At 52.5% G+C, this 14,567-nt stretch carries 13 protein-coding genes; 4 read left to right on the top strand and 9 right to left on the bottom strand.

Going from position 1 to position 14,567, the window contains the following annotated elements; genetic code table 11:
- Positions 1–5: 5 nt before the first annotated feature.
- The 5 genes from JWF83_RS08965 to JWF83_RS08945 form a co-directional block, all read right to left on the bottom strand.
- Complete coding sequence (locus JWF83_RS08965) at positions 6–1,046, bottom strand: substrate-binding domain-containing protein (RefSeq protein ID WP_413649859.1); 1,041 nt, start codon at positions 1,044–1,046, stop codon at positions 6–8.
- A gap of 59 nt (positions 1,047–1,105) precedes the next feature.
- On the bottom strand, positions 1,106–2,086 hold the full coding sequence (locus tag JWF83_RS08960; protein WP_413649858.1) for a TIM barrel protein: 981 nt from the start codon (positions 2,084–2,086) through the stop codon (positions 1,106–1,108).
- A gap of 361 nt (positions 2,087–2,447) precedes the next feature.
- The gene (locus JWF83_RS08955) at positions 2,448–3,761 is read right to left on the bottom strand and encodes an MFS transporter (RefSeq protein ID WP_413649857.1); all 1,314 of its coding nucleotides are present in this window, start codon (positions 3,759–3,761) and stop codon (positions 2,448–2,450) included.
- A 329-nt stretch (positions 3,762–4,090) separates the two neighbouring features.
- A complete protein-coding gene (locus tag JWF83_RS08950) occupies positions 4,091–4,486 on the bottom strand; it encodes a winged helix-turn-helix transcriptional regulator (RefSeq protein ID WP_413649856.1) in 396 nt (131 codons plus the stop codon).
- A 160-nt stretch (positions 4,487–4,646) separates the two neighbouring features.
- Entirely contained in the window at positions 4,647–5,492 is an 846-nt protein-coding gene (locus JWF83_RS08945) for an SDR family oxidoreductase (RefSeq protein ID WP_413649855.1), read from the bottom strand.
- Between the two features lie 556 nt (positions 5,493–6,048).
- Here JWF83_RS08945 and katG point away from each other — a divergent pair.
- Complete coding sequence (gene katG / locus JWF83_RS08940) at positions 6,049–8,229, top strand: catalase/peroxidase HPI (RefSeq protein WP_413649854.1); 2,181 nt, start codon at positions 6,049–6,051, stop codon at positions 8,227–8,229.
- A 96-nt stretch (positions 8,230–8,325) separates the two neighbouring features.
- Here katG and JWF83_RS08935 read toward each other — a convergent pair whose 3' ends face one another.
- Positions 8,326–8,478 (bottom strand): helix-turn-helix domain-containing protein, encoded by a 153-nt coding sequence (locus tag JWF83_RS08935; RefSeq protein WP_413649959.1) that lies wholly within the window; start codon positions 8,476–8,478, stop codon positions 8,326–8,328.
- 699 nt (positions 8,479–9,177) lie between these two features.
- Between JWF83_RS08935 and JWF83_RS08930 the strand changes: the two genes are divergently transcribed.
- Complete coding sequence (locus tag JWF83_RS08930; RefSeq protein ID WP_413649853.1) at positions 9,178–9,834, top strand: hypothetical protein; 657 nt, start codon at positions 9,178–9,180, stop codon at positions 9,832–9,834.
- 377 nt (positions 9,835–10,211) lie between these two features.
- On the opposite strand, the gene JWF83_RS08925 is transcribed toward JWF83_RS08930, so the two are convergent.
- From JWF83_RS08925 to JWF83_RS08915, 3 genes are all read right to left on the bottom strand, one after another.
- On the bottom strand, positions 10,212–11,162 hold the full coding sequence (locus tag JWF83_RS08925) for an Rpn family recombination-promoting nuclease/putative transposase (RefSeq protein WP_413649852.1): 951 nt from the start codon (positions 11,160–11,162) through the stop codon (positions 10,212–10,214).
- A gap of 288 nt (positions 11,163–11,450) precedes the next feature.
- On the bottom strand, positions 11,451–11,960 hold the full coding sequence (locus JWF83_RS08920) for a hypothetical protein (protein ID WP_413649851.1): 510 nt from the start codon (positions 11,958–11,960) through the stop codon (positions 11,451–11,453).
- A gap of 73 nt (positions 11,961–12,033) precedes the next feature.
- Positions 12,034–12,699, bottom strand: coding sequence for an SDR family oxidoreductase (locus JWF83_RS08915; RefSeq protein ID WP_413649850.1), 666 nt, complete (start codon positions 12,697–12,699; stop codon positions 12,034–12,036).
- 168 nt (positions 12,700–12,867) lie between these two features.
- On the opposite strand from JWF83_RS08915, the gene JWF83_RS08910 reads away from it, so the two are divergent.
- Positions 12,868–13,755, top strand: coding sequence for a LysR family transcriptional regulator (locus JWF83_RS08910; protein WP_413649849.1), 888 nt, complete (start codon positions 12,868–12,870; stop codon positions 13,753–13,755).
- Positions 13,756–13,771: 16 nt separating this feature from the next.
- Positions 13,772–14,401 (top strand): hypothetical protein, encoded by a 630-nt coding sequence (locus JWF83_RS08905; protein ID WP_413649848.1) that lies wholly within the window; start codon positions 13,772–13,774, stop codon positions 14,399–14,401.
- The last annotated feature ends 166 nt before the right edge of the window (positions 14,402–14,567 follow it).

The raw sequence follows: 14,567 nt of genomic DNA, 5'->3' as shown, positions 1-14,567 counted from the left end.
CAGGATTATTGCTGTGCCAACAATTGACGCAGCTTGTCGTTGTCTTTGGTTGAGAAGGCGTCAGCATTCTCTTTAGTGATTAACGCCTGCGGTGTTGAAATCACACGAGAAAGTTTCTGACCATTAATCAGACGAAGCATCACCTCTGTTGCCACCTCACCGGTCAGGATCGGGAAGCTATCTACCGTACCGGTCAGTTCGCCACGCTTGATCGACGCATAAGCATCGGAAATACCATCGGTACCAAATACTGCCGTCTGACCCGATTTACCCAGCGAGCGAACGGCTTCCACCACCCCGAGGGCCATCGTGTCATTGTTGGCATAAAAACCGATCAAATCGGGATGCTGTTGCAAGATGGTAGAGGCTGCATTGAACGCCTGCTCACGACTCCAGTTCGCCGGTACGCTGGCGACGATGTTGAACTTGCCATTGGTTTGCAGCGTTTCTTTAAAACCACGGGTGCGTTGACCAGCCGCATAGACGCCGGGCTGCCCTTCAATCACTGCCACTTTGCCGCCATTCGGATGGTGCTGGATAAACCATTTGGCTACGCGTACGCCATTATCTTTTTGCACATTGCCCACGTAATACTGCGCACTTGGCACGACCGCATCATTAACATTCACCACCGGAATGCCTTTGCTACTCGCGCTTTCCAGCGCAGGTTCCAGATTGATATCGGTTTGTGGTGACACCAGTAGTCCATTAAAGCCTTGCGAAATAAGAGTTTCAGCGATGGAAAGCTGGCCAAGCTGATCGTCTTCATTTGCTGCTGCCTGATATGCCACCGTGAAGCCGTATTTCTTCGCTACGTTTTGATAGCCTTCACCCAGTGAACGCCAGTATTCATTGGTTAATGTCTTGGATACGCCCCCAATTTTAAGCTTACTGTCAACTTTCGGCATCGGACCGTATTTGCTGGTTAATTGTGTCCAGTCAGTACGATCCGGCTCGGTATCTGATTGTAAAGGCGCCAGCGTGGCCGCATATACCGTCGAGCAGAACAGGGTTGATGTCAGTACGGAGAGTAATAATTTTTTCATTTTCCAGACCTTTTATTATCATCTTGTGGGGTACAGCGTTTTCAGCCAGTCACCATGCGCTATCTGGCAAACATAATATCGTTGACGATTTGCTGCGAGGCGACAGCATCCTGACGACTGATCGCCTGATGTAATTCTTCGTTATCATTAAGCTTGTCGCACAATTTCAGCAATCGGGTGACGGTGGCAATATTGATTTCCGCCTCGCGGATAGGATCGAGACCGCTGGCGTCCGGGAAGGTATCGAAGTAGTAAGCTCCCTGATAACCATCACGTTGCATTTGCCACAGGAATTCAAGCGTGGCACGCGGGTTCACTGAGCCCGCCATCAGACCGTCATCACGTTTGCCCCAGCCGTCATTAAGATCCAACCCCAGCAGGCGTGAACGGCGTGCCACCATTGCCGCTGCAAAAGCGGGGATTTCATTCGCAAACAGGACATGGGCAAAATCCAGCGTAATCCCCAGGTTCGGGCAGCCAGCTTCCGCAACAGCCAGCAGACAGGTGGTTACATTCGGGAAAATACTGTAAGCGCGCGGCTCATTCGGTTTGTATTCGATGCTGATATCAATATCCGGGGCATATTCCGCCACTTCACGAACAGCACCTACCGCGTCTTCCCAGATTTTTTTGTAATCCGCCTGGAAACAGTAATCGAAACCATCCTGCCCCATCCACAGCGTCATCAGGCGTGAGCCAAATTCACGACCGGCGTCAATGCCACGTTTCGTCAGTTCAATGGCTTCACGGCGAATGGCCGGATTGGGGTTGGTGAAGGCGCCAATCTTGAATTGCGGGGCATCCCAACGCATCTGCATGCCATTGACCGCCAGACCTGCGTCCTCAATAGCCAGGCGCATAGTTTGAATATCGGTAGTGAGATGCTGCGGATAATTGAGGTCGAGATGGGTTAACCCGTTAACTTTTCCCGCTCGTGCAATCATCTGCAACACTGAGGGTTTTCCCTGGAGTTCCGGCCAGTAGAGGTGTGCTCCGGAGGCGAAAGAGTTCAGTCTTGTGGCAAATTTCAATTCTGACATGGAAAAGGATCCTTCAATAACCGTTTGTGATGTACTTTCCTTCTTCACGATTTATTGTGAAGTTGTTTTATAATCTACACCGCAATTTTTACCTGGCAAGCCCAATGGTTTACAAAATGAACTATTTGAGAACTATTTCACAAAATTTTGTTTGATTGCGCCCAGGACAACACCTAAACAGCGGAGTTCATCATCAGGGGCTGACAAAGCTGAATCCTGAGGTCTGATGTGATGCGAATCAGCAGTGAGGAGAAGCAAGTGAAATGAGGGAAAATAATAATGAATTCAGTGGATTACTGGGAAGTGAATAGCTTATGGCGGGCGACCAGTTTCCCGGCAGCCTGCCACCATCGGTTACCTGTCAGGCCATCGGCTCATCTAAAGATCGTAAATGATCTGTTTTATTCAGCGTCAGCAGCGCCGGAATACTCACCGCCGCGGTGACCATAACGTACCACGCAGGAATATCCAGATTACCGGTCTGTTTAATAAGACCAGTAATAATCAGTCCCGCACAGCCCGAGAAGATGGCATTTGACAGCGAATAGGCCAGCCCCAGCCCCGTATAGCGAACCCGTGTCGGAAACATTTCTGACAGCATCGCCGGCCCCGGTCCAGCCAGCAGTCCGACGATCCCACCAGCAACCAACACCACCAGTGCCTTAATCAGCAATGTTGACGATTCTGCCTGCAGGATTTTTAGCAACGGGAATGCCAGCATCAGCAACAGACAGGCAGCCAGAACCATCACATTGCGACGGCCGATTCTGTCGCTCAATATCCCGGCCGGAATAATAGTCGCCGCGAAGCCGAGGTTTGAAATGACCGCAATCAGCAATGCCTGATTAAAGCCAGTGTGTAACGATGACTGCAGGTAAGTCGGCATAATCACCAGGTAGGTATAACCGGCGGCAGACCACACCATCACGCGACTGATTGCCAGCAGAATGATTTTCAGCGTTGCCGCCAGACTGGCTGCTGCCAGCGCTGGCCGGTTCGCTTGCTGCGCTTTCTGTTGCTGAATAAAGCTGGGGGTCTCTTCCATGCTGTAGCGCAACCACAGCGCCGCGCCCCCCAACGGCAGCGCCAGGAAGAATGGAATACGCCAGCCCCAGCTGTGCATAGCTTCCTCGTTGAGCATGGCAGAGAGCAGCGCTACCACGCCTGCGCCGGCAAGCAGCCCCAGTGCGACAGTGAATGACTGCCAGGCGCCATAACGGCCACGCTTAGCGCGCGGGGCGAATTCTGTCATCAGAGAAACCGCGCCGCCGTATTCGCCGCCGGCGAACAACCCCTGCAGGATGCGCAGCCCGGTGATAATCAGTGGTGCCGCCACGCCAATGCTGGCATAGGTGGGTACAAAACCAATGGCGGTGGTGACCAGCGTCATCATAATCAACACGAAAATCAGCGCGGGTTTACGCCCGATCCGATCCCCCATTCGGCCAAAGAAGATAGCCCCCAGCGGTCTGAAGAAGAAGGCGATAGCGAACGACGCATAGGTCAGGATGATGCCGGTCAGTTCCGCTTCACCCTCCAGACGGAAAAAGTTCCGGGCGATAATCGTGGCGAGAAAGCCATAAACGGCAAACTCATACCACTCAATAAAGTTACCCACAGAACCGGCTATCAGCGCGCGCTTTTGTGCCGCCGTGGTTGGTTGAAGATTCGGCATTACGGGGTCTCCGGTTCGCTGGTCAGAAGCGGGATGCTTCAGGCATCCTGGCGAGTCAGACGTCATTAACATATCAACCTGTATAGCATCACAATCGCAAACAGGGAAAAAGTGCGGCGGTTAGGGTTAGCCACGCGCGGTGGTTACCGTTCGGCGGGTTATTTATGCAAATTACCCCTGAGCTGCCGGAGACCAGCGATCGGTTGTGCAAATGTCAGGGGCGTCGACCAGCTGAAAAACCGATCCCGATAAGGGGTAGAAATCTGGCGGATGGCGCGATCGGTGTTATGCATCGCCAGTTGATATCAACGCAGTGGCAAATTTTATTGTCAGCTTACGCGTTGCTGAGCAAAAAGAAGAGCGGTCTGGCTGTCTTCAATAAATTTCACTAAATCGTGTATTTTCACCGCTGCTTCGGCGCCAACTTCTGTCAAATTATATTCGACATGCGGTGGAATGGTATTCATCGAATGCCTGGCAATCATTCCGTCCGCTTCCAGCGTCTGCAGCGTCTGTGAAAGCATTCTCTCGCTAATCCCTTCGATTTTTCTGCGCAGGCTACTGAACCGTTGCGTACCCGGCAACAATGCCACAAGGATTAACATCCCCCAGCGGCTGGTCAGGTGTTGCAAAACCTTGCGCGAAGGGCAGTCGGCAGCCATCACATCGCAACGTAAGAAAGCTCCGGTCAGGTTGTCCGGGGAGTTATCTTCTGTGGAGTTCATATTTTGCTAACCTTTATGCCGGTACTGACTAAATTTTTTTAGCTTTATAGCGCTTTTGATTGCCACAGACAACTTAAACGGATGGTTTTCATTCTGCTCGCTGCAACGTTTGCGATCCTTTCTGACAGGCTCCCGCGAAACCAGGAGCCTGTCTGCGAAGTTAGGCGAGAGCGCTCTTCACGCTACCTTTCAGCGAGGTAGTCGGACGGCCAATCAGTGTCGAAAGTTGGTGACCGTCGTCGAACAGAGCATTCTGCGATGCGCCGACGTCCCAGGAGGCGATGGCATCAGCAAAACCGTCCGGCAGGCCCGCCTGCTTCAGCGCAGCAGCATAGTCTGCTTGCGGAATATTGCGGTAAGGAATCTCCTTTCCGGCCTGTGCGCTGACTTCAGCGGCAAGATCGCTCAGCGTCCAGGCAGTATCCCCGGCCAGTTCATAAGTCTTGCCATCATGGCCTTCGCTGGTCAGAACCACCACGGCGGCTTCAGCATAGTCAGCGCGCGCGGCGGAGGATATTTTGCCCTCGCCGGCACTGCCGTAGAAAGCGCCAAGACCCAGAGCCGGGGCAATCGAACCGGTGTAGTTTTCTGTATACCAGCCGTTACGCAGGATGGTCCAGGCAATACCGGAAGCTTTCAGATCGCTCTCGGTCTGGACATGCTCAGGCGCCAGGTTCAGCGGAGAGCTGTCGGCACGCAGCAGACTGGTATAAACGATACGTTTAACACCCGACTTTTTAGCAGCAGCAATAACGTTAGCATGTTGGGTGGCACGCTGGCCGATCTCATTACCGGAAATCAGCAATAGCGTATCAACACCACGCAGTGCCGATTCCAGAGTTTCCGGCTTGGTGTAATCAGCTTCGCGCGCAGTCACGCCGAGGCTCGCCGCCCTGGCCGGTGTTCTGACCAGAGCAACAATATCGCTGGCAGCCACTTTGCTTTTCAGTTTTTCCACCACCAGTTGGCCTAGCTGGCCAGTCGCGCCGGTAATTGCAATCGTCATGATCATGTTCCTTTTTTCAGTTACGTTGAATTCTGGAAACAGACTATAAGACCAAAAATTACTTTTAGTAAGTACTTACAGAAATGTTAGTGTCAAAAAAATTTTTGCGCAGTGAGTATAGTAAACATAACGGTGATTGCCGCTGCATGGCGGTGGGTGGTCGAGAAGGGAATCGCGCGCAATGGAGGAGAGTAACGCATATTGATGATCCTCTCGTCACGACCACTCTTATTGACGATATCTTCCAGCATTAAGTACTGTCTTAATCAATCAAACTATCGTACGGATAATTACCCATTTTATTTACAAACATGCTGCCGGCCGGCGTTTCTGTTCCGCTATTTCTGCAATAATTATCAGTAAATCCTCCTATTTCAGCGCAATGGCCTCACGTATCAGCCGGAATGCCCTATGTGACGCACTCAGGCGTTGGAAAATGGCGCATCTGAAAAGCCAATTCAAAAGGAAACAGCTATCAAATCTGTAGGTTAATACAGGTATGCCTTATTAAAGCAGAGGATTATGGTAGTAACGGCCTATTAACAGGAGCATAAACATGAGCACGCCAACTGATAAACACAATGCCTTATCAGCAGGAGAATGTCCTTTTCACCAGCAAAACGTTAATCGAAGCGCTGGCGGCGGCACTAACAATCGTGACTGGTGGCCTAATCAGTTACGCGTGGACCTGCTGAACCAACACTCCAGTCGCTCAAACCCGCTGGGTGACGATTTTGACTACCGCAAAGAATTCAGCAAGTTAGATTACCCCGCGCTCAAAGCCGACCTTAAGGCAGTGCTGACTGACTCTCAGCCATGGTGGCCCGCTGACTGGGGCAGTTATATCGGCCTTTTCATCCGCATGGCATGGCACAGTGCAGGCACCTATCGATCTGTCGATGGTCGCGGTGGCTCCGGACGCGGTCAGCAGCGCTTCGCACCATTAAATTCATGGCCGGACAACGTCAGCCTTGATAAGGCTCGCCGCCTGCTGTGGCCGGTTAAACAAAAGTATGGTCAAAAAATATCATGGGCCGATCTGTTTATTCTGGCCGGTAACGTTGCGCTGGAAAACGCCGGGTTTCGTACCTTTGGTTTTGCTGCCGGGCGTGAAGATGTCTGGGAACCCGATCTTGATGTGAACTGGGGCGAGGAGAAAGCCTGGCTGGAACATCGTCATCCGGAGTCTCTGGCTCAGTCCCCCACCAGCGCAACCGAGATGGGTCTGATCTATGTCAACCCTGAAGGCCCGAATAACAGTGGCGATCCGGCCTCGGCGGCACCGGCGATTCGCGCGACGTTCGGCAATATGGGGATGAATGATGAGGAAACCGTTGCGTTAATTGCGGGTGGTCATACGCTGGGAAAAACCCATGGCGCAGGAGCAGCCAGCCATGTTGGCGTTGATCCCGAAGCCGCGCCAATCGAAGCTCAGGGCTTTGGCTGGGTCAGCACTCATGGCAGCGGGTCTGGTGCCGATGCCATTACCTCGGGCCTGGAAGTGGTCTGGTCGCAAACGCCCACCCAGTGGAGTAATTATTTCTTTGAAAACCTGTTCAAATATGAATGGGTGCAGACACGAAGCCCTGCCGGCGCTATTCAGTATGAAGCTGTTGACGCGCCGGAAATTATTCCTGACCCGTTCGATCCTTTAAAGAAACGTAAGCCAACCATGCTGGTCACCGATCTGACCCTTCGGTTTGATGCGGAATTTGAGAAAATATCACGGCGTTTCCTCAATGATCCGCAGGCATTTAACGATGCTTTCGCCCGTGCCTGGTTCAAACTGACCCACAGGGACATGGGCCCCAAAGCGCGTTACATTGGACCGGAAGTGCCGAAAGAAGATTTGATCTGGCAGGACCCACTGCCATTGCCGGTTTATTATCCAACCGCTGCTGATATCGACAGTCTCAAAGCAGAGATTGCCCATTCTGGTCTTTCCGTCAGTGAACTGATTTCAGTTGCCTGGGCTTCAGCTTCAACCTTCCGCGGCGGCGACAAGCGTGGCGGCGCTAATGGCGCCCGTCTGGCGCTGGCGCCGCAGAGAGACTGGGAAGTTAATGCCATTGCTGCCCGGGTGCTGCCAAAACTGGAAGCGATTCAGCATGCGTCCGGTAAAGCCTCACTGGCTGACATTATCGTATTAGCGGGGGTGGTGGGTGTTGAGCAGGCGGCCAAAGCGGCTAATGTGGAAGTGACGGTTCCCTTCAGCCCGGGTCGTGTCGACGCCCGTCAGGATCAGACCGATATTCAGCTATTCGAGCTGCTTAAACCGGCCGCCGATGGCTTCCGTAATTATCGCGGGATAAACAATGGCACCTCCTCTGAGACATTGCTAATCGACAAAGCACAACAGTTAACCCTGACGGTACCAGAGCTGGTGGTATTGCTCGGTGGCCTGCGTGTACTTGGCTGCAATTTCGATGGCAGTCAGCACGGCGTTTTCACCGATCAGGTGGGTGTACTCAGTAATGACTTTTTTGCCAACCTGCTGGATATGCGCACCGAGTGGAAAGCCATCGATGCTTCTGCTGAGCTGTTTGAAGGACGCGACCGTCTTAGCGGATCGGTAAAATTCATTGCCAGCCGGGCAGACCTGGTGTGTGGTTCGAATGCGATATTGCGTTCCGTGGCGGAGGTATACGCCAGTAACGATGCGGGCGAGAAGTTGGTTAAAGATTTTGTTGCGGCATGGACTAAGGTGATGAATCTGGACCGATTCGATCTGCGTTAAGTTTATTGCAGGGGAAGGAGTAAAATTCTTCCCCTGCCCTACAGGCATAATGGCGCTTGTCGGATAATGTTAAGCGTTTTTTTAAGCGGTGTGACGTTATGGCCAGTCGAAGAGAGTCTTTAACTCGATCCCCAGACTTAAGGCAAGCGTATTGATAACGGCCAGCGTTGGATTACGGACTCCGCGCTCAATACCGCTGATATAAGTACGATCAAGCCCACACTTGTCGGCAAAAGCTTCCTGTGACATGCCCGACTGTGTGCGAAGCGATCTGATGCGCTCGCCAAAACGAGCCTGAATGGTTTCCCTGTTATGCATTCATCTAACATGACTTAATGATGTTTATGAGTCCACGGACTATGAGTCACATAAAATCTGTGTTAGTGTATACAGTGTGACTTATAAGCTACAGATGGAGAGCAACTATGGATGGTAAAAAGCTTAATCCTGCCAGAGTTTGGCCAGCGATGAACACCGTTTGCAGAACGGCGAGCCGCCCCTTTTTTTCCCCCAATGCCAGAACTGCGAGGTGCTGGCGATAAGCTGAATAACTGATTCTTTGTCCAGCACTAAGGGGTTTTAATAAAAAAATATTAACCGACACTAAAAAAGTCTTACCAAACAGAACTACAGTTTACGCCAGCCTCGTTTACGCGACATGCCGGCGTATTTTTTGTGAAGTAATCTACTGATTAGACAGAAATTCTGCACTGACTGCTTAATACCCCCTAAGACCCTAAGATAAATAATTCACATACCCGAGCTTTTGGCGACCTTTATCCCGGCGAGAACGCAAATACCCGGATTGATTCAGCAAAGCCGCGCCATCCGCCTGCCGACGGTTGTCATGCTACCTGGAACACAAAATCCTGCCCCCCTGGTTGCCAGCAGCTCAGACTGCCATTATCGTATTTGCCATTATCGCCACAGGGATGGAGGATGGATAATATGGAGAATGATGATTGCTTTGAAAACGGGCTCTCACACCATCAGGCTGCAAACGTCCGTTTAACTTACTCCGAAATCATTGAGCAGACGCTTTCAGATATGAATAGCGTGCTGGAGCCATTTGATTTAACCACCGGAAAACTGACGCCTCATGACGAACAATGGATTTTCGCTAACCGCCATCGCTTAACGCTGTTATGGCAAAAAACGATGCTGAATTACGATGACGCCCTTCTGGTAGATCCTGAAAAAAAAGGTTTCGATTTTGCTTTTAAGCTGTGTACAGCACAGAGTAAACCTGCAGGTATATGCGCATGTTTTTTTAATCCGCATACCAATTCCGTCGAGATCCCAGGCTTTGAAAATTTCACCAGAGACGAGCCTGAGCATCCCCTTAATGGTCGCATGTTCAGGTATATCCTCTATACCCTTTATCTCTACAGTCTCGCTTTAATTGAGCACTGCAACGCAGCAGAAGACACACTGAAAATTCGTGTCTGCCACGCAATTAGTGATGAAGTGTTGCACCGCTATCTTGAGCACGCGGGCCTGGTCCATATCCACGGCACCATGGACTGTGAGACATCATTCAGTGCTCTGGAGCAGTACATTGAAACCGTGGCCGGCCATTTGGCATCGGAGACGGCGGCAGTATGATTTGCTGAAATTTCGTACACAAACAGAGGAGCTGGATGATGAATAAAACTAAACTGACTCCCGACGAGCGCAGGCAGCGAGCGATAAACCACATCTCGCGCCTGATAGCTGCGGACCACACCGATTATTCCTGTGTTGGCCTGCCTGAGGCCGCAGGTCCTGTCGCTGCCAATCTCCACTGCAAGGCACCGCCGGAAGGGGTGTCCGCCGTGTCTGCCAGCGCGGGCACTGAACATAAGTGCATTTGATTTCAGTCGCAACCTGCGGTTCTCAGGTTAACCATGTGAGATTTAAACCGCCTGATACTCTTCATCAGGCGGTTTTAGCTGCCGGGATACCAAAAGTCAGCCAAACACGGGGATTCCGGGCTGGCGAGTTTAGCGACGAAGCAGACTCAGCTCTTCTTCCGCCAGACCGGTTATTTTCATGACATTTGCTGGCTCCAGCCCGGCAGAAAGCATTTTACGCGCCACTTCCAGGATCCCTTCTTTGCGACCCTGTTCCAGACCTTGTACAAGACCTTGTTCCAGACCTTGTTCCAGACCTTGTTCCAGACCCTTCTCCATCCCTTTTCGCTCAAGCTTTTCTGCAGCTGTCATCATCAGTTCCTCATGTCGACCCGCACGCTCCGCCAGTGCATATATAAATGATTTCGGATCAGCTGTTTCACCCACCTGCAGCATATAGTTCACCGCCGCAATCAGCTGTTCCCTTGTAGTGTAACCGCTGTTTATCAGCGTTGCCAGCGGCTCCAGCATCAGCTTCAGATCGCGCTGGCGGCAGTGTTTCTGCAGGTATTCCAGCAGCGCCATGCTCCGGTGCTGCATAATTTCATCGTCGGGGATCACCGTGATATCTACCAGCGGAAAATCAGCGCCATAAACTCGCGCGGCCCGTTGCGGGTCAGCAAAAGCCTGCAGCCAGTTCATGGAATAAGGATAAGGGCTGACCGTGCCATGGTAAAACAAGACCGGTATCACCAGCGGCAGACGCTCATGCCCGGCATCAAGATGACGCTGCATCGCCGCGATGGCATAACGCATCAGCCGGAAGGTCATATGTTTGTCCGGTGAACTCTGATGCTCAATCAGACAATATACATAGCCTTCATCGCTGTCGGTCTGCAGTGAATACAGCACGTCCGAGTAGAATGCCCGCAACTCCTCTTCAACAAAACTACATGGCTCCAGACGCAGGGTGTCGAGTTTGCAGCCCTGCAACAGTAGCGGCGACAGATGGATTTGCAGGAAGTCTCTGGCGATGTCAGGGGAAGTAAGAAACTGTTTAAAGACCGCATCATGCGGTGTGGGAGTGGTACCCATATCCATGGCTCCTGTCATCCGTATTGACATGCGCGGACTCTACCATCACTGACGGAAGATTAAAATATAACCATCCGCACTCCTTTGCGCAGGCGTGCAGATTAGCTCTCCGATCACCTTTTAGCTGCCGGGATGGATCACTTTTGCATAATTAATAAGAGGTTGTGCAAACAAAGCGCGTATCAGAAAAAGTAGTTTCGCCGGCGGAGGTTCAGATATCCGCTGCTGACCGGGAGCGGCAAATCGGGTAATGACAACAGTGATCACACATCGCTGTTGTCATTGTTTCCCCAGTTAAAGAGGCGGAATAACACCCGCTGCGATCTGTGTTTCAATTGCCGCAATCAGGGCCTTCGCCGGGTCGCAGGTTTCGGTAAATCCGGCAAGTTGTATTTTGGTGATGTCCGAGATGACATCAAAGTCCGCGCCAAACACGAAATCACCAAACTGCCAGTTAACCGCACGTGCATAGTCAGGCTGGAGCAGGCCAGATGAGATGCGCTGCCAGACCGGCGCCAGCGCCGGCATATGGGTCGCCAGTGAAAACGGGACAGGAGTTCCGGTCTCCAGACTGAAGCGTGCGGCCACCTTCTGCCAAATCCGGTTCCAGCGGAAGGGTGGACTGACACAGTTAAACGCCTCCCCCCGCGCTTTATCACTAAGGGCCGCCCACAGACTGGCACGGGCCAGTACGCGTGCATCGGTAAACTGCGCCAGGCGGCGTTGATAAACGTCCGCGGAACCGGGAAAGCGAAAGGCCGCGCCATCGGCCCGGCCGGACCATGGAAAGAGCCGTCTGGTCATCCACCGACACGGCCAGTGCAGGCAGCGTAGTGGCAAGCAACAGAATGGCTAAAACTGTACGCATAATATTTCCTCAGGATGCGATAGTTCCGCCGCCATCCACCGTCACGGTGGAGCCAGTGGCAAAGGGGTTAGTGGCTACGAACAGAATGGCTGACGCGATATCCTGCGGTTTTCCTGGCCGCCGGGCAGGAAGACGTGCCGCTGCCCGCTCAAACATAGCCTGACGGTCGTCCGGGCTCATCCCGGCATAGAGCGGCGTGTCTACCAGACCGGGGGAGACCGTATTAACACGCACCGGAGCTTTTTCAAGCGCCAGTCCACGAGCCAGCGCCTCGAGAGCCGCGTTAATGGCTCCCTGCAACACGGAAGCCGGGCTGGGACGCTGCGACAGAAAACCAGACACAAAGGTCAGCGAACCGCCCTGATTAATCTGCACAATTTTCGCCACACGATATGCGCCAAAGAACTTACTGTTCATCGCCGCCTGGGCGTCCTCCAGAGCAAGGCCGGCTACCGTGCCGGTACGGGTCTGCGCAGCGGCGATCACCACGTGGTCAAAAGCGTCAGCACCGGCAAACCACGCCGCCACAGAGGCATCATCGGTAAAGTCAAGCTCACCTCGGGACGGGCGAAAAACCTCTGCGCCAGCCGCGGCGAAAGCATCCGCCGCCGCGTTGCCGATACCGCCCGAAGCACCAATCACCAGAACACGGGCGCCAGTGAGATCAATGTTCATAACGTAACTCCTTAAAAATTGACGACAGGTTCAGGCGGGACAACCAGCGGATCTGCCCGGTTTTACCGGCGATTAAATTGTCCCTCCTGTTGATGTATTCAGCGTATCATCATCCCCGGGGAAGATAATGACGTCCTCAATAGATTGAATATCAACTGGAGGTTTAGAATGCTGGATGACCTGAATGAGCTGAAAACGTTTGAGCGCATCGCCGCACGGGGTTCCCTGACTGCGGCAGCCCGCGATCTGGGGCTAAGTCTGGCAGTCGTCAGTAAGCGCCTGGCGACACTTGAGCAGCGGGCTGGTCTGCGCCTGATGAACCGTACTACGCGAAGTCTTAACCTGACCGAAGAAGGAAACCGGCTTCTCGCCGAAGTCAGCGTGGCGCTGGAGGCGTTGAGGCAGGCAGAGGAAATGCTGATAACCGGGCGTAATGAGCCCGTCGGGCTGTTGCGGGTGACCTCGCCGATCTCTTTCGGACAACGTTACGTGGTGCCGGTTCTGGCGCGGCTCACGGCTGAATATCCTCAGTTGTCCATCGCCCTTTCACTTAGCGACAGGCTTATCGACGTTATGGGCGGCGACATGGACCTTGCTATCCGCATCGGTACTGGTTTCTCCAATCAGGGCGCCATTATACGAAGGCTGGCTGACAACACCCGTGTTGTCGTGGCATCACCTGATTATCTCCGGCGTCGTGGCACACCCGCCAGTCCGGCGGATCTGACCGATCACGAGCTGCTGCGTTACGGTGATGATATCGCGCCCTGGCGGCTTTACGGACCGGACAGTAAGATCGAGCTGGTGCCGGCCACAGCACGTCTGCGTGCCAATAGCGGCGATGCCATTCACGCATGGTGTCTGTCCGGTTATGGCATCATGCTGAGGTCTGAAGTTGACGTGTCTGCCGATCTGGCTGCCGGTACGCTTAAGCGCATCCTGCCGCTGTGGAACGGCGGGGATCTGCCGATCGTCGCCCTGCTGCCGTCACGTACGGGCCGCCTGCCACACAAGACGCGCGTTTTTATTGAGATGCTATCGCGTGAGTTGCAATGAATATTTGACATAGATTTTGAAACCGGTAACTCTCAACCGCGTAAAGGTTGCCCTTGCTAATCAATCTGCCCCTGTCAGCCAACCAGATGCAAAATCGGCAACCATTGTGCCGCCCTCTGTCGCGAAAAAGCCCTCGTTTTTGCGTTTTATTGATGAACTGGACCAGTATGTCACTGCCGCAGAGAAAACACAGACTGCTATGGCCGGCGTTAAGCAGGCAATTTCAACCCAACGCATCTACTTAGAATTTCTGGTAAGTGAAACCGAACGCGAACAAAAAATCCGCCAGATGCCTGCTGAAGAGCGAAAAATCGTTGAGCAACGCTTAGCTGATATTATCAGTCGCACAACAACGCCCACAATAATATATACATGGGAAGAAATTCCTGCCCCCTTCGTCGCTGACGATCGGCAAATACAGAAAAGAATCGATGCGGAATATAAAAATGCAATGGATGAGCACCATCAATATTTTGATGAAATAAAGCAGCGGTGTGTAAAAGACCGTTCATTCACCCAGCTTCTTTACCCCAAACTGATAAAGGCTAATTTCCCTAAAGAAAAGATATATAAGATCGTCCCCACCAACCAGCTATTTATGGTGCTGTCTGACGTTATCCTGGCAAAGGCCGATACCGTTAATTAACTGCCGACACCACCGGCCAGTTTTCAGCTAATTAGCGTATTTTCAGCTGTCAGTGGCCGGACGGGTGGTTGCCGTCATCTGTCCAGACTGACAGCGTATTGCTAATACCCGGCCTTCCGGGTTAATTGTTATCCACTATAGTTATAACTTGCTTACACTGAAAATC

The organism is Pantoea sp. B65, assembly GCF_047308185.1.
Taxonomy (GTDB): domain Bacteria; phylum Pseudomonadota; class Gammaproteobacteria; order Enterobacterales; family Enterobacteriaceae; genus Erwinia.
Note: the sequence above shows the minus strand (reverse complement) of the source record. Positions and strands in the feature narration are given on the sequence as shown.